The organism is Desulfovibrio sp. 6_1_46AFAA (genome assembly GCF_000224635.1).
GTDB classification, from domain to species: domain Bacteria; phylum Desulfobacterota; class Desulfovibrionia; order Desulfovibrionales; family Desulfovibrionaceae; genus Desulfovibrio; species Desulfovibrio fairfieldensis.
In genome coordinates this window covers 94,671-116,401 of the sequence record NZ_JH114302.1, presented here as the reverse complement: position 1 = coordinate 116,401, position 21,731 = coordinate 94,671, and the positions used below count along the sequence as shown (strand labels likewise).

Annotated in this window: 18 protein-coding genes and 1 riboswitch; of the genes, 13 read left to right on the top strand and 5 right to left on the bottom strand. The window is 65.1% G+C overall.

From position 1 onward, the window contains the following. Positions 1-26: 26 nt before the first annotated feature. Positions 27-1,313 (bottom strand): glycine/sarcosine/betaine reductase component B subunit, encoded by a 1,287-nt coding sequence (locus HMPREF1022_RS07205; protein ID WP_008683201.1) that lies wholly within the window; start codon positions 1,311-1,313, stop codon positions 27-29. Between the two features lie 134 nt (positions 1,314-1,447). Then, on the bottom strand, positions 1,448-1,846 hold the full coding sequence (locus HMPREF1022_RS07200) for a GrdX family protein (protein ID WP_009302561.1): 399 nt from the start codon (positions 1,844-1,846) through the stop codon (positions 1,448-1,450). Positions 1,847-1,901: 55 nt separating this feature from the next. Further along, a riboswitch (glycine riboswitch) is annotated at positions 1,902-2,018 on the bottom strand. Positions 2,019-2,392: 374 nt separating this feature from the next. On the opposite strand from HMPREF1022_RS07200, the gene HMPREF1022_RS07195 reads away from it, so the two are divergent. The 9 genes from HMPREF1022_RS07195 to HMPREF1022_RS07155 all read left to right on the top strand — a co-directional run bounded on the left by HMPREF1022_RS07195 (position 2,393) and on the right by HMPREF1022_RS07155 (position 13,357). Further along, entirely contained in the window at positions 2,393-3,439 is a 1,047-nt protein-coding gene (locus HMPREF1022_RS07195) for an aspartate-semialdehyde dehydrogenase (protein ID WP_008683199.1), read from the top strand. Between the two features lie 16 nt (positions 3,440-3,455). Next, positions 3,456-4,406, top strand: a complete 951-nt coding sequence (locus HMPREF1022_RS07190; protein ID WP_008683198.1) for an aminotransferase class IV — start codon at positions 3,456-3,458, stop codon at positions 4,404-4,406. After that, positions 4,406-5,662: a glycosyltransferase gene (locus HMPREF1022_RS07185; RefSeq protein ID WP_009302560.1), complete on the top strand. Its 1,257-nt coding sequence runs from the start codon at positions 4,406-4,408 to the stop codon at positions 5,660-5,662. The genes HMPREF1022_RS07190 and HMPREF1022_RS07185 overlap by 1 nt, the downstream gene beginning before the upstream one ends. A gap of 174 nt (positions 5,663-5,836) precedes the next feature. Then, on the top strand, positions 5,837-6,742 hold the full coding sequence (locus HMPREF1022_RS07180) for an ATP-binding protein (protein WP_008683196.1): 906 nt from the start codon (positions 5,837-5,839) through the stop codon (positions 6,740-6,742). 306 nt (positions 6,743-7,048) lie between these two features. Further along, positions 7,049-7,744 carry an acyltransferase gene (locus tag HMPREF1022_RS07175; RefSeq protein WP_009302559.1) on the top strand — a complete coding sequence of 232 codons (696 nt, stop codon included), beginning with the start codon at positions 7,049-7,051 and terminating at the stop codon, positions 7,742-7,744. Position 7,745: 1 nt separating this feature from the next. Then, positions 7,746-10,880 carry a DEAD/DEAH box helicase gene (locus HMPREF1022_RS07170; RefSeq protein WP_009302558.1) on the top strand — a complete coding sequence of 1,045 codons (3,135 nt, stop codon included), beginning with the start codon at positions 7,746-7,748 and terminating at the stop codon, positions 10,878-10,880. Beyond that, the gene (locus tag HMPREF1022_RS07165; RefSeq protein WP_009302557.1) at positions 10,877-12,211 is read left to right on the top strand and encodes an amidohydrolase; all 1,335 of its coding nucleotides are present in this window, start codon (positions 10,877-10,879) and stop codon (positions 12,209-12,211) included. The genes HMPREF1022_RS07170 and HMPREF1022_RS07165 overlap by 4 nt, the downstream gene beginning before the upstream one ends. 334 nt (positions 12,212-12,545) lie before the next feature. Further along, a complete protein-coding gene (locus tag HMPREF1022_RS07160; RefSeq protein WP_009302556.1) occupies positions 12,546-12,803 on the top strand; it encodes a YjhX family toxin in 258 nt (85 codons plus the stop codon). A gap of 26 nt (positions 12,804-12,829) precedes the next feature. Continuing rightward, entirely contained in the window at positions 12,830-13,357 is a 528-nt protein-coding gene (locus tag HMPREF1022_RS07155; protein WP_009302555.1) for a GNAT family N-acetyltransferase, read from the top strand. 104 nt (positions 13,358-13,461) lie between these two features. On the opposite strand, the gene panB is transcribed toward HMPREF1022_RS07155, so the two are convergent. The 3 genes from panB to HMPREF1022_RS07140 form a co-directional block, all read right to left on the bottom strand. Beyond that, positions 13,462-14,292, bottom strand: coding sequence for a 3-methyl-2-oxobutanoate hydroxymethyltransferase (gene panB / locus HMPREF1022_RS07150; RefSeq protein ID WP_008683182.1), 831 nt, complete (start codon positions 14,290-14,292; stop codon positions 13,462-13,464). Beyond that, complete coding sequence (gene speB / locus HMPREF1022_RS07145) at positions 14,289-15,185, bottom strand: agmatinase (RefSeq protein WP_009302554.1); 897 nt, start codon at positions 15,183-15,185, stop codon at positions 14,289-14,291. The genes panB and speB overlap by 4 nt, the downstream gene beginning before the upstream one ends. Positions 15,186-16,164: 979 nt before the next feature. Next, complete coding sequence (locus tag HMPREF1022_RS07140; protein ID WP_008683179.1) at positions 16,165-16,698, bottom strand: hypothetical protein; 534 nt, start codon at positions 16,696-16,698, stop codon at positions 16,165-16,167. Positions 16,699-16,814: 116 nt separating this feature from the next. Here HMPREF1022_RS07140 and HMPREF1022_RS07135 point away from each other — a divergent pair, with 116 nt between their 5' ends. From HMPREF1022_RS07135 to HMPREF1022_RS07120, 4 genes are read left to right on the top strand one after another with little or no spacing between them, the layout of a single operon-like run. Continuing rightward, positions 16,815-19,115, top strand: coding sequence for an ATP-dependent helicase (locus HMPREF1022_RS07135; protein WP_009302553.1), 2,301 nt, complete (start codon positions 16,815-16,817; stop codon positions 19,113-19,115). A gap of 1 nt (position 19,116) precedes the next feature. Beyond that, positions 19,117-20,190 (top strand): thiamine-phosphate kinase, encoded by a 1,074-nt coding sequence (thiL, locus tag HMPREF1022_RS07130; RefSeq protein WP_009302552.1) that lies wholly within the window; start codon positions 19,117-19,119, stop codon positions 20,188-20,190. Continuing rightward, positions 20,190-21,116 carry a glycosyltransferase gene (locus HMPREF1022_RS07125; protein ID WP_009302551.1) on the top strand — a complete coding sequence of 309 codons (927 nt, stop codon included), beginning with the start codon at positions 20,190-20,192 and terminating at the stop codon, positions 21,114-21,116. Before thiL ends, HMPREF1022_RS07125 begins: the two co-directional genes overlap by 1 nt. Further along, positions 21,100-21,726, top strand: coding sequence for a class II aldolase/adducin family protein (locus HMPREF1022_RS07120; protein ID WP_009302550.1), 627 nt, complete (start codon positions 21,100-21,102; stop codon positions 21,724-21,726). The genes HMPREF1022_RS07125 and HMPREF1022_RS07120 overlap by 17 nt, the downstream gene beginning before the upstream one ends. Positions 21,727-21,731 lie beyond the last annotated feature (5 nt).

Below are 21,731 nucleotides of genomic sequence, written 5' to 3'. Positions count from 1 at the left end.
CCATGCTTGATTATTTCAGCACTTCCCTAGAGGGTGCGGCCGCCAATACGGTTAAACCCCAATTCGCTGGTGGCGCCCATAATGGCCTGCAATTCCACTTCCATGCCGCCGTCCTCGCGCAGGGAACCGAAGAAGCCCCCGGCGATGACGTCAGCCGTGGCCGGTTCGCCGATGACCTTTTGCATGGGCGGCAAGACGATGACTTCATTGGCATTGCCGGCGGTGACGCAGGCGTCGCCCTCGGGGCAGGAGTCGGCCAGGGACTGGCTCGACCCGTCGCGCCCGGCGTATTCGTCGGTGATCAACACGGTCTTGATGCCCGCGCGCTCGGCCTTCCAGCAGTTCATGATCAGATCCGCGTCCGGGTTGCCGAAACCTTCCTCGGAAATCACCAGGCCGTCCACGCCGAGCATCCGGGCCAGCTTCACCGCGTAGGAGGAACTGCGCTTCTTGTCGGCCAGGGTAACGTTTTCATTGGTGATGATCACGCCCACGAAATTGATGTCCTTGCCGTGGTGGGCGTAGAGACTTTTGATCACCGGATTGTTCACGTGCGTGTAGGTGCTGTTCTTGTCGCAGGCCGAAACGCAGTTGCCGGAAATAATGGCCCCGTCCATGATTTCCGTGGGGCTGATCATGGTGGGCAGAATTTTTTTGACATCCACGCCGTAGACCCAGGTATCGTGCAGCAGGCCTTGGGACTGGAGCATATACAAATACGCCACCTTGGGCAGCCCGGGCCAGGCGTTCATGGCCTCGGCCAGGGGCGGGAAGGCGTAGCTCTCCACAGTGTCGGCCTTGTCTTCCTTGCAGCAGGAGGCCAGATAGTATGCCGCCTTGAGCCCGGCCCGGCGGTAGACCGCCTCCAGCTCATGCAACTCCACCCCGTCCACGGGCTCGAAGACCAGAACCACGTTGCAGGTTTTGGAAAAAGGCGTGTATGCCGCGCCCGGGCCGCTCATGTCCACAATGCCCTCCTGCGGGGCCACCAGACGGCCGGTGGTCAGCACCGCAGCGCCTTCGAGCACCAGGGTCTTGCCCTGGCCCACGGTGTCCACGTCGCCGATCCAGCCGGGAAACACCTCGCCCGGGCCTTCCAGCTTGCAGCGCGGCTCCACGGCATCCTTGCAGGGCAGGATGCGCACGCTCTCGCCGGGATGGACCAGCTCGGCCTCCACATTCCGGAGGGCCGGGTCTTCCAGCAGCAGGCTGACCAGCTCCTCCTTATTGACGGTGAGCACATGATCCCGCGCGCCGGTGCGCGGGCCCCATTCCAGCTTGCGGATTGCAATCTTATGCAGTTCCAGGTTCACGACAAACTCCTTGGGTCAGACGTCTTCGGGCGGGCCGCCCGGATGAATCCATGATGATTGTGACGCAACGGGAGGTGCCCGCATCCGTCCGCATCCCGGCATGCCCGGACCGACCGGCCCGGTTGGGAAAGGAGTCAGTGCAGGCTTTCCAGAGTGGCTTTCAGCAATTCACAGTCCAGCAGAGCGCAATCGCGGCGCATGGCCTCGGGCAGGTCGCCGGGCAGGCTTTGCCGGACCTTCGCGGCCGGGCTCTGATAGAGCTGCAGGGCTTCTTCCAGAAAATGCAGAGAGTCAGAGTCCACCGTCCCGGAGGGGGAGGGCGGCAAGAGAAGCAGGGAACGGTAGGGCTGCTGATGCGGACGGAAATTGCCGTACAACGGGTGATTGGCAAGCCGCCAGCCCTGATGCACGCGGTCGCGCGCCATGGTCAGCGCGTCGCGCGCGCCGCCGTCCAGCAACAGAACGTCCACACCCGCCGGAACGCGGGACGGAAAAGAGGGATTGTTGGTAATGAGAATCGCGCGACCGGCCACAGCAAAGCTCCCGCGTTTGCGTTGGCTCTGTCGCGCGCCGGGCGGTTCAGAGATGCGTCCGGTTGCAATCCTGATGCCTGAGAGTTTCAGCCTTGCGGCCTTGCCCCTTCGGCGACCCCGTGGCAACGTCCGGCATGCCGGTTGTGCGCGGGTGCTCTCTTGCAACTTTCGCTCGCAATTCCCCACTCCCACATTGAGAAAAAAATGTCAAGCGGCGGCCTCATAAAAAAAATAAAACATATCCGCAAATTATGCCTGGTTGAAGAACCAAACGATGGATTGCGGCGACCGGCGCGGGCTAGGCCGGGGAATGACGCCGCCCGCGCGGAATAGGCGGATTTTGTAAAATAACCGCAAAGGTACAGGAAGGCTGACGCAAAAGTATTTTTCTTTTTCACTCCGGACACAAAAAATACTCATCCTATTCATTCGATTGCCCTGGGACGCTGTCAGCCCCGGCTTCACTTTTCGGATAAGGGCGGTTATGATGCGTGCTCACAAACGCGGAAAACGCGCGCCTCTTTTCCACCAAGGAGACCAAAAGCCATGAGCGATACGTTGACTGTTGCCGTTGTGGGCGCCACGGGCGCCGTGGGTCGTGAAATGCTCAAGACGCTGCACGAGCGGCAGTTCCCGGCCACGAAAGTACGGGCCTTCGCCTCGGCCCGCTCAGCGGGCAGCAAAGTGCCTTTCGGCGAGGAGGAACTCACGGTGGAAGAGCTGAAGGAAGATGTCTTTGACGGCATCGACCTGGCCATCTTTTCCGCCGGCGGCGGCACGTCCGCGAAGTTCGCGCCGCACGCCGCCCATGCCGGTTGCGTGGTGGTGGACAATTCCGCGGCCTGGCGCATGGACGAGCGCTGTCCCCTGGTGGTGCCGGAAGTCAATCCGGAGGCCCTGGAAGAGCATCAAGGCATCATTGCCAATCCCAACTGTTCCACCATCCAGATGGTAGTGGTGCTCAAGCCCCTGCACGACGCGGCACACATCAACCGCGTGGTGGTTTCCACCTATCAGGCCGTGTCCGGCACAGGCCAGAAAGGCATTGAGGAGCTGGAACGCCAGGTGCGCGACCTTTTCAACGCCCGCGACCCGGAAAACAAGGTATACCCCTACCGCATCGCCTTCAACGTGTTGCCGCACATCGACGTCTTCCTGGACAACGACTACACCAAGGAAGAGATGAAGATGGTCAACGAGACCGTGAAGATCTTCGACGATCCCTCAATCAAGGTCACGGCCACCTGCGCGCGCGTGCCGGTATTTTTCTGCCATGCGGAATCCGTGAATATCGAAACCGAAAAGAAGATCACGGCCAAGGAAGCCCGGATCATGCTCTCCCAGGCTCCGGGCGTGAAGGTTTTCGACAATCCGCGCGAACTCATGTACCCCATGCCCGCCTACTGCATCGGCGACGATCCCACCTTTGTGGGGCGCATCCGCGAGGACGAAAGCATTGAAAACGGCCTGAACCTCTGGATCGTGGCCGACAACGTGCGCAAGGGCGCGGCGCTCAACGCCGTGCAGATCGCCGAGGAACTGCTCAAGCGCGATCTGGTCCGCGTGCCGGACAAGAATGTCTTCATGCGGTAGCGCGGAGAAATATGCCATGCAGGCCGTGGATTCCGACACCTATCTGCAAGCCCTTTTGTCCGCCCCCCGTCCGGGGGCGGACAAATTCCTGGCCTTTTACGATCACCGGGTGGGATGCATCGGCACGGACCCGCGCCTCCTGCTCCTGCCCCTGGACGATCATATCTGCCATCGCGGCGACGGCCTGTTCGAAAGCATCTGTTACCGGGAGCGGAAGATCTTCGTCCTGGACGAACACCTGGCCCGGATGCGCGACGGCGCGCAGGCCCTGGACATCACGCCGCCCTGCTCCTGGGAGGAAATGCGCGCGCGCATTCTGGACGTGGCCCGCGCCTCGGGGCGGGACCACGGCGACCTGCGCGTCTTTCTCAGCCGGGGGCCGGGCGGTTTCGGCGTTTCCCCGCAGGAATGCCCGCTGGCCGGTCTGTACATTGTGGCCCTGGCCTCCAGGCTGCCCTCCGAGGAATTGTACCGCAAAGGGCTCACGGCCTTCAGCAGCGCCATTCCGCCCAAGCAGGAATATCTGGCCCGGATCAAGAACACCAATTATCTGCCCAACGTCTTCATGGCCGTGGAGGCCCGCCAAAAAGGCATGGACGTGGCCGTGACCTTTGACGAGAACGGCTTCATGGGCGAAGCGGCCATTGCCAACCTGGGCATTGTGGACGCGCGGGGCCGCCTGCGCAGCCCGGAACTGCGCCGCATCCTGCCCGGCACCACCCTGCTGGCGGCCCTCAAACTGGCCGAGGAACGCATGCCGGTCATCCAGGGGCCCATCCACAAAGAGGATATCGCCACGGCCCGCGAAATGCTGCTGTTCACCAGCGCCACGCTCTGCGTGGGCGTCACGCATTTTGACGGCAGGCCCGTGGGCCAGGGGGACTACCGGGGCCGCCCCGGCCCCACGGCCCTCTGGCTCAAAGACGCCCTGCTCGCGCAGATGCTGGCCCAGGGCACGCCTTACTGATGCGTATCCTGCTGCTCTCCCTTCAGGACGAAAATCAGGACGCCGCGCCCGACGGCTCCACGCGCGCGCGGGTCCGGCGGCTGGAGGAGGAACAGACCCTGGCCCTGGTCAGAGCCATGCGTGACGGAGGCCGCCTGGCCCCTCTGCTGGTCTGCCTCAAGGGCTCGCGCCTGCACGAGCGCGCACGCGCCCTGAATCTGCCCCTGCTGGCCGTGAGCGGCACGGGCACGGGCAATCCGCTGACCCTCTTGCGCCTCTGGAACCGGCAACGGCGGCATAAAAAGCTGCTGATCCAGACCGTGGGCGAGGAAGCCCTGGCTCTGGGCCGCCGCGTGCTGCGCATGCGCCCGTCCGGCAGCGCGCTGCTCGCGCACGCCTTCTTTTTGCGGCCGCCCGCGCCGGAACGGTGCAAAAGCAAAGAGATGCGCGCCGCCCGCTATATCCTCTGCGGTTCCAAACACGTGCAAAACCGGATTCTGGCCGCCTGGGAACAAGCGCCCGATGCCGCCGCGCCCGTCGTTCCCCCTATCGTTCCCGCAGACGCCCTGCCCCTGCTGCCGCCGGGCATCTGCCTGGAAGGCTTTGATCCGCCCAGCCCGTTCCGGGAGGAAGAAGGGCGGCACTTCATTTTCGGCATGGGGGAAAGCCTTGCGCCGCGATCCGGCGCGCAGTTGGTGGCGCGGGCCATGGCCGCCATCTGGCAGCGCGACGACCTGCCCCCCTGGGAAGTGCGCATGCTGGGCGGCGGTCCGCGTTTTCAGGAAGTGCTGGAAGAGGCCGCCGCCCTGGGTGTGGAATCGCGCCTCTGCCTGCTCAACGAACAGTACGCGCCCGATGTGCTGCGGAATTGCCACGCATGGCTCGCGCCGGGTTCCTCGCCCGAGGAAGCGCCGGAGACGCTCTGGTCTGGCTTCGCGGCGGGCCTGCCGGTCATTTGCAGCCGAAGCGGCCTGCACCTGGAACGCCTGGGCGGCCCGGACCAGGCGCAGAACGCGGCCCTGACCGTGGAGGAGAACGATCCCCAGGCTCTGGCCAAGGCCATGATCGAAATCATGCAGGATGCGGGGCCGCGGCACAGACTGGCGCAATGCGGCCGCGCGCTGGCCCCGTCCACCGGCCTGCAGCACATGGCCGACCAGGCTTGCGCCCTGTTCGAAGCCTGGCTGCGGGCTCTGGGGACCGGCGCGCCCGCCCCGGCGGAGAAAACTCCGGATACGCGGGAGCCTGCGGCGGCCCAGCGCGACGAATCGTCTTAGAGCGGATTACCGTTGCGATACTCCACAATGAGTCTTTTTGCGCAACGCCCGCTTCGCCGTTTACCGGCGCGAATAAATTGCGCTTACGCCTCCGTGGCGGGCGTCTGCTCACGCAGCCGCCAGAGCAATTTCAAAGTGAACGTGCTCTAACCTCCAGCCTTTTTCAGGACACCCATGAAGTGTAAAATCTGCAAGGCCCCGGCGGCCGTGGCCCTTAAAAGCCATAATGCCGCCTTCTGCCCGGACTGCTACAAGGATTTTTTCGCCCGCCAGGTCGCGCGCGGCATTGAAGGCCAAAAGCTCTTTACCCGCGACGAGCGTATTCTGGTGGCTCTTTCCGGCGGCAAGGACTCCCTGGCCCTGATGCTGGAGCTGGCCCGCCAGGAGTACAACGTCACCGGCCTGCACATCGACCTGGCCATCCCCGGCTCCTCGGCGGCGGCGCGGGGAGTGGTGGAGCGTTTCTGCGCCAAGCACGGCCTCAAGCTGCTGGTCAAGGACATGGCCGCCGAGGGCCTGCCCATTCCGGCGGTCAAGGAACGCCTGCACCGGCCGATCTGTTCGGCCTGCGGCAAGATCAAGCGCCACTTCTTCAACAAGGTGGCGCTGGACGAAGGCTTTGACGCCCTGGCCACGGGCCACAACCTGGACGACGAGGCGGCCCGCCTGTTCAGCAATACCCTGCGCTGGGACACGGCCTACCTTTCGGATCAGGGCCCCCTGCTGCCCGGCGAGCACGGCTTTGCCCGCAAGGTCAAACCGCTCTGGCGGCTCACGGAATTTGAAACCGCCAACTATGCCTTTCTAATGGGCATTGAAAACCATTACGCGCCCTGCCCCTACAGCCCCGGCGCCAGCTTCACCGTGCTCAAGGGCTTGCTGCAACGCCTGGAAACGGCCATGCCCGGCCGCAAACTGGATTTCTACCAGGGCTTTCTGGCGCGCGGGCGGCCCGTCTTCGCCCGGCGCGAGGCCGAGGAGGGCGTGGAACTGGCCCCCTGCCCGCAGTGCGGCTATCCCACCTCTTCCGGCGATCTCTGCGGGGTTTGCCGGATACGGGAGGCGCTGCGGGGCGAGTAGCCTTGCCTGCCCTGCCCCTAGGGTCATTCTGTTCTCCGTCCGCTGTGTTATTCTGCCCTCCGGGTACGAAGGCTTACGGCGTGCCGCCGTTTGGGCCGCCTCCGACGCGGGCAGGGGGCGGGAGGCGTGAATCCTCCGTGTCCGCAGGGCCCGGAGTACCTCATCCGCATGACAAGCCCATAGCACAAGTACCTTTGAAAAATAACCCGCTCTAAATACAAAATCACTCTGCCGACGGCAGGAGAACAGAATGGCCCTGCCCCGCGCGTATTGCCCCCCCGCCGCCAAGGCGCTATCCTGCGTTTTATGAACATCCTGCGCAAAGCTCTGCAACGGGGCCTGACCCCGAGCAATATCATCAGCTATGTCTGCCTGGAGAGCATGCGGCTCTGGGGCGCGTTCTGGGGCACAGTGCGCCTGCGCTGCAAGGCCGCCCTGCTGGGCGTGGCCGTGGGGCCGGGCACGCGTGCCCACGGGCCCGTGGGCCTGTTGCGCTGGCCGGGCGGCAGCATCCGCATCGGCGCGCGCGCCAGTCTGATTTCCTCCCGGCGGCGAGCCACGGCGGCCAGCCTGTACGCGCCCGTGCGCCTGCGTGTGTTCGGGCCAGGCGCGGCCATCGAAATCGGCGAGGGCGCGCAGCTCAGCGGCACGTCCGTCACCGCGCGCTCGCAACGCATCAGCATCGGCCGTCAGGTTCTGCTGGCCCCCAACTGTGTGATCGTGGATTCGGATTTCCACGCCCTCTGGCCGCCCGAGGCCCGCGCCACGGAACCGGGCCTGGAACGTGACGCGCCGGTGAGCATCGGGGACTACGTCTGGATCGGCATGAACTGCCTGATTCTCAAGGGCGTGAGCATCGGCGAGGGCGCCATGATCGGCGCGGGCAGCGTGGTGACCCGCGACGTGCCGCCCTTTTGCCTGGCCGTGGGCGCGCCCGCGCGCGTGCTGCGCCGCCTGGGCCCGGAGGACGCCATGCCCGGTTCAGAAGGCCGGGGAGCCTGAGATGGATGCCGGAAGGGGAACCCCCGCAGGCGTCGGCGAATACATTGCCGCGTTGCTGGCCTCAGCCAAAATGGGCGGCCAGGTCACCCATCACCGCCTGCTGCCCGGCGCGGAACCCGTGTTCGCGCCCAGCCGCCTGCCCTGGCCGCGCGCCATCGGCAATCTGCTGGAGGAGCGCGGCGTCCGCCTTTACAGCCATCAGGCCCTGGCCACGGACCACATCCGCGCCGGGCATTCCGTGGTGGTGGCAACGCCCACGGCCAGCGGCAAAAGCCTGATCTACAATCTGCCCGTGCTGGAGCGCCATCTGCACGATCCCGACGCCAGGGCGCTCTATCTCTTTCCGCTCAAAGCCCTGGCCCAGGACCAGCTGGCGGCCTTCACCGCCCTGACCGCGACCTGGCCCGAGGCGGCCCGGCCCACGGCCGCGCTCTACGACGGCGACACCAGCGACCATTTCCGGCGCAAGATCCGGCGCGATCCGCCCACAGTGCTGGTCAGCAATCCGGAAATGCTGCATCTGGGCATATTGCCCCACCACGAGCAGTGGGCCGCCTTTCTGGCGGGCCTGACCCACGTGGTGGTGGACGAGGCCCACACATACCGGGGGGTGTTCGGCGCGCACATGGCTCAGGTCTTCCGGCGGCTGAACCGTCTGGCCGGGCGCTACGGCGCGCGGCCCACCTATGTGCTCTGCACGGCCACGGTGGGCAATCCCGGCGAATTGGCAAGCGGGCTTATCGGCGCGGGCGACAGCGCGCCTGTCGTCGTTGAAGAACCGGGCGTAATGGCGGAAACGCCGCGCCCGGCCGATGCGCCTGTGGTCATTGACACGTCGGGAGCGCCCCAAGGGCCGCGCCATTTCGTTTTTCTCAATCCCGAGCAGAGCCCGGCCACGGCGGCCATCGACCTGCTCAAGGCGGCGCTGGCCCGCAATCTGCGCACCATCGTCTATTGCCGCTCGCGCCGGATGACCGAGCTGGTCAGCCTCTGGGCGGGCAGCCAGTCCGGCCCGTACAAGGAACGCATTTCCGCATACCGCGCGGGCTTTCTACCCGAGGAGCGCCGGAGCATCGAGGCCCGCATGGCTTCGGGCGAGCTGCTGGCCGTGGTCAGCACCAGCGCTCTGGAGCTGGGCATCGACATCGGCGGCCTGGACGTCTGCATTCTGGTGGGCTATCCCGGCACGGTCATGGCAACCCTCCAGCGCGGCGGCCGGGTGGGCCGGGCGCAGCAGGAATCGGCGGTCATCGTGGTGGCCGGGGAGGACGCCCTGGACCAGTATTTCGCCCGCAATCCCGAGGATTTTTTCAGCCGCCCGCCGGAAAAGGCCGTGGTCAATCCGGACAACGAGGTCATTCTGGCCCGGCATCTGGAATGCGCCGCCGCCGAACTGCCCCTGAGCGCGGATGAGCCCTGGCTGCACCCCGCGGGCGCGCGCCGGGCCGTGCGCGAGCTCCGCAAGCAAAGCCTGCTGCTGCAATCCGCCGACGGCAGGCAATGGCTGGCCGCGCGCAAGCGGCCCCAGCGCCTGGTGGACCTGCGCGGCACGGGCCAGAGCTACAGCATCGAGGATCAGGCGGGCGCTGTCATCGGCTCGGTGGACGGCTTCCGGGCCTGGCGCGAAACCCATCCCGGCGCGGTCTACCTGCACCGGGGCCGCACGTACGTCATTGAGGAAGTGGACCCCGGCCGGGCCGCGATCCGCGCCAAAGAAGCCAACGTTTCCTGGTTCACGCGCACGCGCGGGCAGAAAAGCACGGACATCCTGGAAGAGACGGAGCGCCTTGCCATCGGCCGCTGCCTGGTCTGCCGGGGCAGGCTGCGGATCACCGAGCGCATTACCGGCTATGAAAAGCGCGCGACGTCCGGCAACCGGCTGCTGACCATCGTGCCTCTGGACGTGCCGCCCCAAGTCTTTGAAACCGAAGGCCTCTGGTACGTGATTCCGGACGCTGTCCGGGCCGGGCTGGAGGAGCGCTTCCTGCATTTCATGGGCTCCATCCACGCTCTGGAGCACGCGCTCATCGGCCTGCTGCCCCTGCAGGTCATGGCCGACCGCAACGACTTCGGCGGCATTTCCATTCCCCTGCATCCCCAGACGGGGCTGCCCTGCGTTTTCGTCTACGACGGCCTGCCCGGCGGCGCGGGCCTCACCCGCCAGGCCTTTGCCGGAGCGCGGGAACTGCTGGAAGCCACGCGCCGGGTTGTGGGGGCCTGCCCCTGCGAGGACGGCTGCCCCTCCTGCGTGCATTCGCCCAAATGCGGTTCGGGCAACCGGCCCATCAGCAAACAGGGCGCCCTGGCCCTGCTGGACGAACTGCTCGCGCCGGGCGGCGAAGGCGACGCGCTCTGCCGGGAGCTGAGAATCAGCCCGGCCCCGGAATCTTTGGATGGCCATCTGAATGGCCGCCTGGAGGCGAACCTGAACGCCGAAGCGGGAGCCTCTCTGGATATCCGGCCGCGAGAGACGCCGGGCACGCCGTTCGCCAACGCCCCGCGTCAGGAGAAAATCATGGAAAACAGGCCCGCGACTCCGGCATCTTCCCCTGTGCCCGACAGCCTCACGGTCCATATTCCCGTGCCGCCGCCCCCGCATTATGTGGTCTTTGACGTGGAAACCCGGCGCTCGGCGGCTGAAGTCGGCGGCTGGCACAAAGCCGGACAAATGGGCGTGAGCGTCACCGTGCTCTACGACAGCCTGGCCGACGACTATTTTTCCTACAGTCAGGACGAACTGCCCGCCCTGTTCGAGCGCCTGCGCGCCGCCGAGACCGTGGTGGGCTTCAACAGCCTGCGTTTCGACTATGCGGTGCTCACGCCCTTCGCGCCCTTTGAGCTGCGCGCCCTGCCCAGCCTGGATTTGCTCCAGCGCATCAAGGAGCGTCTCAACTATCGAATTTCGCTCGACAATCTGGGCCAAGCCACGCTCGGCGAACCCAAGAGCGCCGACGGCCTGCAGGCCCTGCAATGGTGGAAGGAAGGCCGCTGCGAGGAAATCGCGGCCTATTGCCGCAAGGATGTGGACCTGACCCGCCGCCTCTATCTCTTCGGCCTGCGCGAGGGCTATCTGCTGTTCACCAACAAGGCCGGGCAGCGTGTGCGCGTGCCCGTGGATTTCGGACAACGGCCATGAACAGAGCTACGGATGCGGAACTGGCGGCGGCCCTGATCACCTGGCGACGTGAGTTGCACCGGCATCCCGAAACGGGTTGGACGGAATTCTGGACCACGGCCTTTGCGGCGGACGTCCTGCACTCCCTGGGCTATGCCCCGCGCGTGGGCCGCGAAATCCTCAATCCGGACCAGCGCATGGGCCTGCCCGCCCCCGCCGTGCTCGAGCGGGCGCGGCAACGGGCCGTTCAGGAAGGAGCCGACCCCCGCTGGCTTGAGCGCATGGGCCCGGCCACCGGGATTGTGGCGGACCTGCATCCCGGCCGGGAGCCGGATCTGGTGTTGCGTTTTGATCTGGACGCCCTGGAAATGCCCGAGGCCGACGATGCCGGGCATCTCCCGGCGCGGGAGGGCTTCGCCTCCCGCCACCCCGGTCTCTGCCACGCCTGCGGCCACGACGGGCATACGGCCCTAGGCCTGGGGCTGGCCGCTCTGCTGCGGCGGGACGCAACGCGCCTGGCGCGCAATGTGCGCCTGCTCTTCCAACCGGCGGAGGAAGGCGTGCGCGGCGCGTCCGCGCTGATCCAGCAGGTGCTGGGCGCGCGCCGTTTTCTGGCCGTGCACCTCGGGCTCAGCGCGCCGGAAAGCGGGAGCCTGGTCACCGGGCTGTCGGGCTTTCTGGCCACAACCAAATTCGACGCGCGCTTCACGGGCCGCGCGGCGCATGCCGGGCTCGCGCCCGAGGCCGGACGCGACGCCCTTCAGGGGGCCGCCGAAGCGCTGCTGGCCCTGCATGCCCTGCCCGATCAGACGGACCAAAGCGGGCAGGAGGGACAGGCGAAGCAAAAAGGCCGGATCAACGTGGGCCTGCTCGCGGGCGGCTCGGCCCGCAACATCGTGCCGGACCAGGCCGTCATGGCCTGCGAAACGCGCTGCGTTGACCGTGAGGCGGACAACGCCCTGCTGGCCGGGGCGCGCGCGGCCCTGAGGCGCATTGCGCGTGAGCGGGAACTGGGCCTGGAGATCACGATTCAAGGCCGCGCGGGCTGCGCGAACAGCGATGCGGAGCTGGCCCAACTGCTGGCCCGGACCGCCCTGGAACTGCCGCCGGGCCCGGACGGACAGCCCCTGTTCGCAGCGGGCAAAATATGTTCCGAGGGACGCATGACGGCCAGCGAAGACGCGGCCACCCTGATGGAAGCCGTGCGGCTGGGCGGCGGCCAGGCCGCTTATGCTCTGCTGGGCGCTGATCTGGCAGGCGGCCACCATACGCCGCATTTCGACTTTGACGAAAGCGTGCTCTGGCCGGGCGCGTTGTGGCTGGCGGCCGTGTGCGGAAGGCTGTGCGGCTAGTGTCGCGTCAAGCGACACATATCGCAAATCCGCAAGGGGTTGCGCGCCGCCGCAGGCGGCGTAAGCACAGCAAAAACCACGTTTTTTGCTGTGCGGCCTTCACGCTGAACCGACAGGTGAAACGTGACATCTCACTAGGCTCAGCCCTCATTGACGGCACGAGGGCCTTACGTATAGAGTGCGCCGTTACTTTATTTTAACGGATGTTGGATGCTGGATACCGTAATCATTGGATAAATGAGTTCCGCTGAGGCCGCAGGGCCGGCGGGACGCGAACATGGCCGGCCGCCTTTGCGCGGCGTCTTGTCGTTTATCCACTGACACGAGGTATCCCGTGAACATTTCCCGTCTTGAGCAAAGAACTCTTCACACCCTGGCCAAGGGTGGCAGAATCCTGATAATCCGCGACAGTTCCGGCAAGATAGCTGAGGTGGAATGCTATACCCGCGAGGGTTGGCTGCTCAGCGACTGCAGCCCGGAGATCTTCAAAAAACTGAAAAGCAAAAAGCTCATCAGCTCGAAAAACAGTCTCCCTTACCGCATCACTTCCGAAGGTCTGAGCGCCGTGCGCGCCCAGACCGATAACCGCTGAGGTTTCACCTCTCCATGGAGTCAACCATGACTATCGCTATCCGCCCGGAATGCCCCGAGGATTTCCCCATTATTCACGACTTGGTGCGCACGGCCTTTGAAAACGCCGAGCATGCAAGCGGCGACGAGCATTTTCTCGTGGATCGCCTGCGCCGTTCGCGGGAATATATTCCCGAACTCAGCCTGGTGGCCGAGGAAGACGGCCGCATCGTCGGCCACATCATGTTCACCAGGCTGAAGGTCGGGGAGACGACGGCTCTGGCCCTCGCCCCGCTGGCCGTGCAGCCTTCGCATCAGGGCAGGGGCACAGGCGGTGCCCTTATCCGGCGCGGGCATGAGATTGCCCGTTCTTTGGGCTGGGAATTCGTAATCCTGGTGGGACATGCGGGCTACTACCCGCGCTTCGGCTACAAGCCCGCCGCTTCTTTCGGCATTGTTTCCCCTTTTGAGGTGCCGGAGGAAGCCTTTATGGCCATCAACCTCAGGGGAGGCGCGGAACGCCTGCCCGGCCTGCTGAAGTACTCCCCGGCATTCTTCCCGGAGAGCCCGGCATAACCTTATATCCGTCCTCTTCCCGGCGGCGGTTGAACTTCCGCCGCCGGGAAAGGGCGCATCTCCGGAATGTGGAGGAGGTAACGCACATATGCCCAGGGCTGAGACTAGTAGAGTTTTTCCAGCAGCTCGGCCTCGCCCTCCAGGCTGTAGCAGTGTTCCTCCGCCGGAAAGGTTCCGCCCTTGACTTCTTGCGCGTAGGCCGTGAAGGCCGCGCGCATGGCTTCGCCCACCTCCCCGAAACGCTTGACGAATTTGGGGGCCACGGTATCGCAGAGGCCCAGCATGTCCTGCCAGACCAGCACCTGGCCGTCGCACTCGGGCCCCGCGCCGATGCCGATGACCGGTATTTCCAGCTCCTTGCTGACGCGGGCGGCCAGGGCGGCGGGCACGCATTCCAGCACCAGGGAAAAGGCCCCGGCCTCCTGCAAAGCGCGGGCGTCGTCCAGCAGCTTCTGGGCGGCGGCCAGGCTTTTGCCCTGTACCTTGTAACCGCCGAAAGCATTGACCGACTGCGGGGTCAGGCCCAGATGGCCCATGACCGGGATGGACGCCCGCGTGAGCGCGCGCACCTCGTCGCAGAAGTCCGCGCCGCCTTCCAGCTTGACGGCCTGGGCCCGGCCTTCCTTGACCAGCCGACCGGCATTGCGCACGGTGTCGGTCACGGAAACCTGGCAGCTCATGAAGGGCATGTCGCAGACCACCAGGGCCGAGCATGCGCCGCGCGCCACAGCCGCGCAATGGCGGATCATGTCCTCCAGGGTGACGGAGAGGGTGTCAGGGTAACCCAGCATGACCATGCCCAGCGAATCCCCCACCAGCAGGGCATTGACGCCGGTCCGGTCCATGAGCTTGGCCGTGCTGTAGTCGTAGGCCGTGAGCATGACCAGTTTTTCCCGGCCCTTAGCCTGCCTGAACGTGGCGACGGTGTTTTTCATGCCTTTTTCCCCTGCAAGTCTGTCCGGCCCTGCAGGGCCAGGGCCATGAGCAGATGCGTCAGTTTGGCGGCGGTGAAGTTTGCGTGGTGCAGGCCCGGAATGGGAGCCAGTTCCACCACGTCCAGGCCCACGATTTCACGGTCCCGCGCGCAGCGCTCCAGAATGAACTGGGCTTCGCGCCAGGAAATGCCGCCCGGCGACGGCGTGCCCGTGGCCGGCATCAGCGAAGAGTCCAGGCCGTCCACGTCAAAGCTGATGTAGATGCGGCGCGGAAAATCCTCGGGCAGGGGTTGTTCGGGCAGACCCACGCGGGCCAGAAAATAGGCGTCATAATGGGTGACGTTGTAGCGTTTGCGTACCTCGGCCTCCTCCCGGCTCATGTCGCGCACCGCGAACTGCACCAGCGGCAGGCCCAGGTCGGCCACGGCCCGGTGCATGACGCAGGCGTGGGAAAAGGGATCGCCCTCATATTCAGGCCGCAGGTCCGCATGCGCGTCAAACTGGACGATGCCGAAAGGTTCGTCCTTTTCCCGCGCCTGCCGGGCCAGGGCCCGCAGCGCGCCCAGACTCACGGTATGCTCGCCGCCCAGCAGCACGGGCACGGCCTTGCAATCCAGAGCCCGGCGCGTGGCGGACTCAATGCGGGCCAACACCCCTTCCACCGGCCCGGCACAGTCCACGGGCGGCGCGGTATAAAAACCTGACTCGCCCGGCGCAAGCCCGCTTTCCCAGGCTTCCAACTGCCGGGAGGCGTCCAGCAGGGCCGCCGGGCCCTGCGCCGCGCCGCCGCCGTAGGAGACGCTGCGCTCCAGCGGCGCGGGGATGATGTGAAAGGCCGCGTCCTCGGGCCGTGTCGGAGCATACTCCGAAGCCAGAAAATTTTGCTGATCCATGCTGTCCCATCCTCAGCGCGTCTTTATGGCGAAGCCGCGCGCAATGTAAGGCTTGCACGCCGTTATCCGCGCGCCGCCAGTATAACGCCGCCACCCGCATCCGTAAACGGGCAGGCGCGGGCGGGGCAGACGTATCAAATTTCATATTTCCTGCCATCATTGCCTATCGTGATTATCCGGGAAAAACAGACTTTCGTGCGCTGCCCGCGTCATCCGTTTACGCTACGCTCCGGTAGGGCAGAGGAGGATTTGCTCAATTCTACGGGGAGGCCAGATCATAAATAGTAACTATTTGAAATAAATATACGTATGCATAGCTTGGCGGCATTTTTTAGATGGGTCTGCCTTGGTGGCATAGCAGACGACCACAGGGAGAAGGCAATAAAAAACGGCCCGCTTGGGGAGGCAGGCCGTTTTGTTTGGAGGAGGCTGTCAGCAAAAGAAAGGAAGGTACTTTTTATATTGCAACTGGCATGCCAAATTAGATTTTCTCGAAAATTTATTTAACATACTGAAATATAATGTAAAAATTTTTCAGTTGTTACGCCGCTGCGTAAAAAATTTTATACACCGACAAACCCAATCCAGCCACCCAGGCATATGGACGTACAAAAAATTATCTCCACTCAAGACTACAGCAGCGGGAAAAACAGAACCGGCCTTCAGGCCAGGACGTGCATGAAGGAACGCCATCGGGCTGCCGGTCTTGATGCCCACGCCACAGAAAACGGGGACGTGCCGCTCAGAAAGAGACAGTCATTGGCCGATGTCACAGGTGGCGCCCGCCAGCAACGGGGACGGCAACCGCCAGAGCAAAGTAACTTTGAAAAGTTACTTTGCTCTGGCGGCTGCGAAAGCCGGAACCGGCGGAACGGCCGGCGGCCTACAGATAAGAGCAGCACTGCTGCGAGTAGCGACAGAACGACAGGTTGAAGGCGGCGTCAACTTTGAGAATGCCAATTCTCAAAAGCAATCTGCTCTAATGTACCGTGTCTTTGCCCTGCGCGGCCGAGCCCTGGCCCGACATGGCCAGCCTGTTCGCCAGCTCCTTGGCTCCCGGCGTTTCCCGCCACTGGGTGAAAAGCTTGCGCCAAGCCCCGAATTCCAGAAAACCCTGGTCCAGCTGGCTCTCGTGCATCTGCACCCAGGCATTGAACAATTGCATCTGAACCTGGAAGGTGGCGCTCTCAAAAATGGTGGAAGTCATGTCCTTGGGCAGGCTCTTGCCGTCCAGGTTGTCCAGCACGAACGTGCACACGGCCCGGCGGGAGGTTTCAAAATCCACTTCCCGGCCGTTCATATCCTCGGCCAACGGCAGCAGATGGGGATAGAGTTCCTTGATCCGCTCCATACCCTTCTCGGGCACGGCCAGAAAAAGCGGCGTCTCGCCGTCCGGCCCGGCGGGCGCGTCCGGCTTTTCGGTAATAAAATAAAAACGCAGCCAGTTCTCGAACATCACGGCTTCAAGAACCTGAAAAACCGCGTTCTGAAATTGCTCCTGTTGTTCGGGCATATCATTTTTCCTCCGCTAGGCGTATATTTTCAATAATAGACGCGTGCACAGGCCGCGTCAATGCGGGGTTGCGCGCGGCTCTGGCTTGTGCACACGGCTTATGCTATGCTGATCTCATGATTGATTACGCCCAGGCCCTCAACGAAGCCCAGTACGCGGCGGCCACCAGCGGCGACGGTCCCGTGCTGGTCGTGGCAGGCGCGGGCAGCGGCAAAACCCGCACCATCGTCTACCGCCTGGCTTGGCTGGCCGAGCACGGCGTCGCGCCCACGTCCATCCTGCTGCTGACCTTCACCCGCAAGGCCGCGCAGGAGATGCTCCAGCGCGCGGGCATGCTTCTGGACCAGGGCCTTTCCGGCGTGCAGGGGGGCACCTTCCACGCCTTCGCCTACGGCGTGCTGCGCCGCTGGCGCCCCGCCTGGCTGGGCGAACGGCCCTTCACGGTCATGGATTCGGCGGACATCACGGCGGCGGTCAAATACTGCAAGGATGAGCTCAAGTTGGGCCGGGGCGACCGCTCCTTCCCCAAGACCCAGAGCATCGTGGGCCTGCTGAGCAAAGCCCGGAACAAGGAATTGTCCCTGGAGGAAGTGCTGCGGCGCGAAGCCTTCCACCTTCTGCCCCACACCGAAGCCCTCGCGGCTCTGGGCGAAGCCTATACCGCCTACCGCCGCGAAAAGGGCCTGCTGGACTACGACGACCTGCTCTTTGAGCTGGAAACCCTGCTGCGCGAAAACCAGGCCGCCGCCGAAGCCCTGCGCCTGCGCTTCAGCCATATCCTGGTGGACGAATACCAGGACACCAATCTGGTCCAGGCCCGCATTGTGCGCCTGCTGGCCGGGCCGCCCGGCAAGGATGCGAACGGCGGGGAAACCACGTCCCTAACCGGCAACGTCATGGCCGTGGGCGACGAAGCCCAGTCCATCTATGCCTTTCGCGGGGCCAATGTCCGCAATATTCTGGACTTCCCCAAACTTTTTCCGGGCACGCGCATCATCCGCCTGGAAGAGAATTACCGCTCCACCAAGCCCGTGCTGGACGTGGCCAACAGTCTGTTGGCCCATGCGGCGGAATCCTTCCGCAAAACCCTGTTCACCCGCAAGGAAGGCGGCGACCCGGTGCGCCTAGTCACGCCGCTCAGCGACATGAGCCAGGCCAAGCTGGTGGTGCGCCGCATCGAGGAACTGCTGGGCACGCATCTGCCCCACGAAATCGCGGTGCTCTTCCGCGCGGGCTTCCATTCCTACAACCTGGAAATGGCCCTGAACCAGGCGGGCATTCCCTTCCGCAAATACGGCGGCCTGCGCTATACCGAGGCCGCGCACGTCAAGGACGTCATCGCCTACGCCCGTCTGGTGCTCAACCCCCTGGACCTGCCCGCCTTCGCGCGGGTGGCGGCTCTGCACAGCGGCATCGGCCCCAAGACCGTGCAGAAGCTCTATGCCGTGGCCTCGGGCGGGGACGCCAAAGCCGTGGAAAAGGCCTTTGCCCGCCATCCGGATCTGCTGGAAGACATGCGCTTCGTGGACGACCTGCGCGCCCGGCCGCAGAGCCCGGCGGCCCTGTTCGGGGCCGTGTTGGAGCACTACCGGCCCAGGCTGGAAAGCACCTATCCCGAAGACTGGCCCCGCCGCCAGCAGGGCCTGGAGGAAATCATCCAGATGGCCGCCGGGTACAGCGAACTGGACCTCTTTGTGGCGGATCTGGCCCTGGAGTCGCCGGAAGAGGACGAAAACGACGGCGAGGGGCGCATCACCTTGTCCACCGTGCATTCGGCCAAGGGCCTGGAATGGAACGCCGTGCTGATCATCGATCTGGTGGAGGACCGCTTTCCCTCCCGCCACGCCCTGGCCCGGCCCGAGGATTTCGAGGAGGAGCGCCGCCTGATGTACGTGGCCTGCACCCGCGCCCGCCAGGATCTGGAACTGTACGCCCCGGCGGCCATCTACAGCCGGGCCGAGCGCGGCAGCCTGCACGTCAGCCAGAGCCCCTTTGTGCGCGAGCTGTCCCCCGGCCTGACCGAAGAATGGGTGGAAGGCTTCGGCGGGGTACTCAGCCGCCGCGGAAGCTGCTTTTCCGGCGCGGGCGGCGTGCGCGGCCATTTGCTGCCCCCCGCGCGTCAGGCGGTTCCCGCCTTTCCCGGCCCCGCCGGAGAAGGCACAGCCTTTGACGACTGCCAGCTCCTGCCTGAAAGCGGCTCCGTGTCGTCGTTTCAGGCCGAGGTTCAGGATAGCGCGGATGACGCAACATCTCCCACCGCTTCCATGTCCGGCACGGCCCGGCTCTGCCACTGCCGCCACCGCATTTTCGGCCGCGGCAAGATCATCAAACACTTGCCTCCGGACAAGGTGCAGGTGAATTTTCCCGGTTTCGGGCTGAAAGTCATTCTGACCGAATATCTGCTCATGGAGAACTGACATGGTTCCGGCCCCGCTATCCCCTTCCGCTTCCCCCTTTTCCGAGGACGGCATTCTGGCCTGCCTCGCCCGCCATTTTCCCCAGACGCACGCCTCTCTGCTGCTGGGCCGGGGCGACGACTGCGCTGTGCTCAAGGCCGGGCGGCCCCTGTGCGTGAGCAGCGACCTCTTTCTGGAAGACATCCACTTCCGGCGCTCCTATTTCAGCCCCGAGGACATGGGGCACAAGGCCCTGGCCGTCAACGTCAGCGATCTGGCCGCCTGCGGGTCCCGGCCTCTGGGCTTCACCCTCTGCCTGGGCCTGCCGGACTGGGTGGACATGGCCTGGCTGGAAGCCTTTTTCAGCGGCATGGCCGCCCTGGCCGGACAGCAGCGCATGGCCCTGGCCGGGGGGGATCTCTCCCGTTGCCGGCAATTGCACATCAGCGTGACGGTCTGGGGCGAAACCGCCGAGCCCGGCGGTTTTCTGGCGCGCGGCGGCAGCATGCCCGGCGACAGCCTCTTTGTGGTGGGCCGCGTGGGCCTGGCGCGAGTGGGCCTGCATATGCTGGAGGCTTGCGGCCGCGATGCCCTGCGGGACTGGCCCGAGGCCTGCGCCGCCCATTTGCGGCCCGAACCCCAGGTGGACGCGGGCCTGATGCTGGCGCGCGCGGGCTACAACGCCCGGCCGCCCGCGCTCATGGATCTTTCCGACGGCATCATCCGCGATCTGCCCCGCCTGCTGGGCCTGAGCGGCGAACTGCGCGCCGGAGCCGAAAAAGGCCGGGACAATCACGGTCTGGGCGCGGCCATCTTGCTGCCCCAAGGCCTGCTGCACGCCGAAGTGCTGCGCTACGCCCGGGAGCAGGGCAAAAATCCGGTCCACGAAGCCCTGCTGGGCGGCGAGGACTACGCCCTGCTGGGTTCCTGCGCGCCGGACATGCTGCCTTCCCTGCACGCGGCCATCCCCGGCTTTTGCAGCATCGGCACGGTCACGGCAGGCGGCGGCATCACCTGCAACAACGAGCCCCTGGACTGCCTGCACGGCTTTGACCACTTTGAAAGCAGCGACCGGGAAGGCATCGAGGCCGACTGATGCGCGCCCACCTGGCCGTTGTCACCTGGAACAGGCTCGCACTCACCCGTATCTGCCTTGAAAGCCTGCTGGCCCGGACCCCCCCGGGCTATGCGCTGACCATTGTGGACAACGGCAGTGAGGACGGCAGCCGGGAGTATCTGCAAAGCCTGGCCGCCGCCCATGCGCATATCCGCCTGAAGCTGCTTTCCCGCAACATGGGCGTCAGCGTGGCCGCCAATCTGGCCTGGGATGACGCGGCGGACGACGATTTTTACATCAAGCTGGACAATGATGTGGAGATTCTGGATCCGCTCTGGTTGGAGCGGCTCACACGATTGCTGGCGCAAAATCCGCAGGTGGGCATGGCCGCCTACAGGCTCTGCGACTGGCATGAGCCCTCCCGTCAACCGCTTGTCCTGCGCGACGGCGGCGAAGCGGAACTGACCACGGTCTGCGGCGGGGGCTGCGTCTGTATTCCCCGCGCGGTATATGAGCGCCTGGGCTTCTGGAATGAAGGTTACGGCAGATACGGGCATGAGGATCAGGATTACAGCTGGCGGGCACGAAAAGCCGGCTATGCGCTGGCTTCGGTCGCGGCCGAAGGCATGGTGCGCCATCTGGGCTATGCCGAGGGCATGGTGGACGCGGACATCGAGCGCGGCAAAAAAACAAGTAACCAAGCCCGGCTTTCCGGCGACACCGCCTATTATCTCAATCTGCTGCTGTTTGACGAAGGCCTGCTGCCACTGCGGATGATCCGCAAATACCTGCCGTCAGAGGCTGAGGGCCGCATTTCCTTTGTGCTGAATCCCGCCTACCGGCCAGTGCAGAAGCTGCTGAACACCCTGGCCCGGACCGTCGAGGTGGACGCGTCGGGCGAGCTGTCCCGCCTGGACCTGAGCGCATGGCGGCAAGGAGCGAGCAAGTATGAATCCGAACCCTGAGGACCTGGATGTCTGTGTGGAGGACCTGCGTTCCGTCTGCCGCGACGCATGGCAGGAGGGCTTGCTGTCGGGCTGTAACGGCAACGCCAGCCGCCGCCTGCCCGCGCCCCGCGACGGCCTGCTCTGTGTGACCCGCTCGGGCGCGGCCAAGGGCCGCCTGACGGCGCGGGACTGTTGCCTGGTGGACGCGCGGACCGGCGAAATACTCTGCGGCGGCCCGGCTTCCTCGGAACTGGGCATGCATCTGGAACTGTACCGCGCCCTGCCCCATTGCGGAGCCGTGCTGCACAGCCATCCCCGCCGCCTGCTGGCCCTGAGCCTGGTTGTGGCTGGCCAGGAAGATTTTCTGCGCCTGCCCCTGTTCGAGGCCGATGTCTGGCGGGCCCGTCTGGGCTTTGCGCCAGCCCTGCCGCCGGGCGGCGCGGAGCTGGCCCTGGCCGTTGCCGACGCCGCGCGCGCGGTGGGCGCGGACAAGCCCGCCGGGGCCGCGGTCTGGATGGCCGGACACGGCCTCTGCTGCTGGGGCCCGAGCCTGGCCGACGCCCTGTGCATGAGCGAAGAGCTGGAACATCTGGCCGCCGTGCAATTGCTGGCCCTGGGGGCGCGGTAAAATTC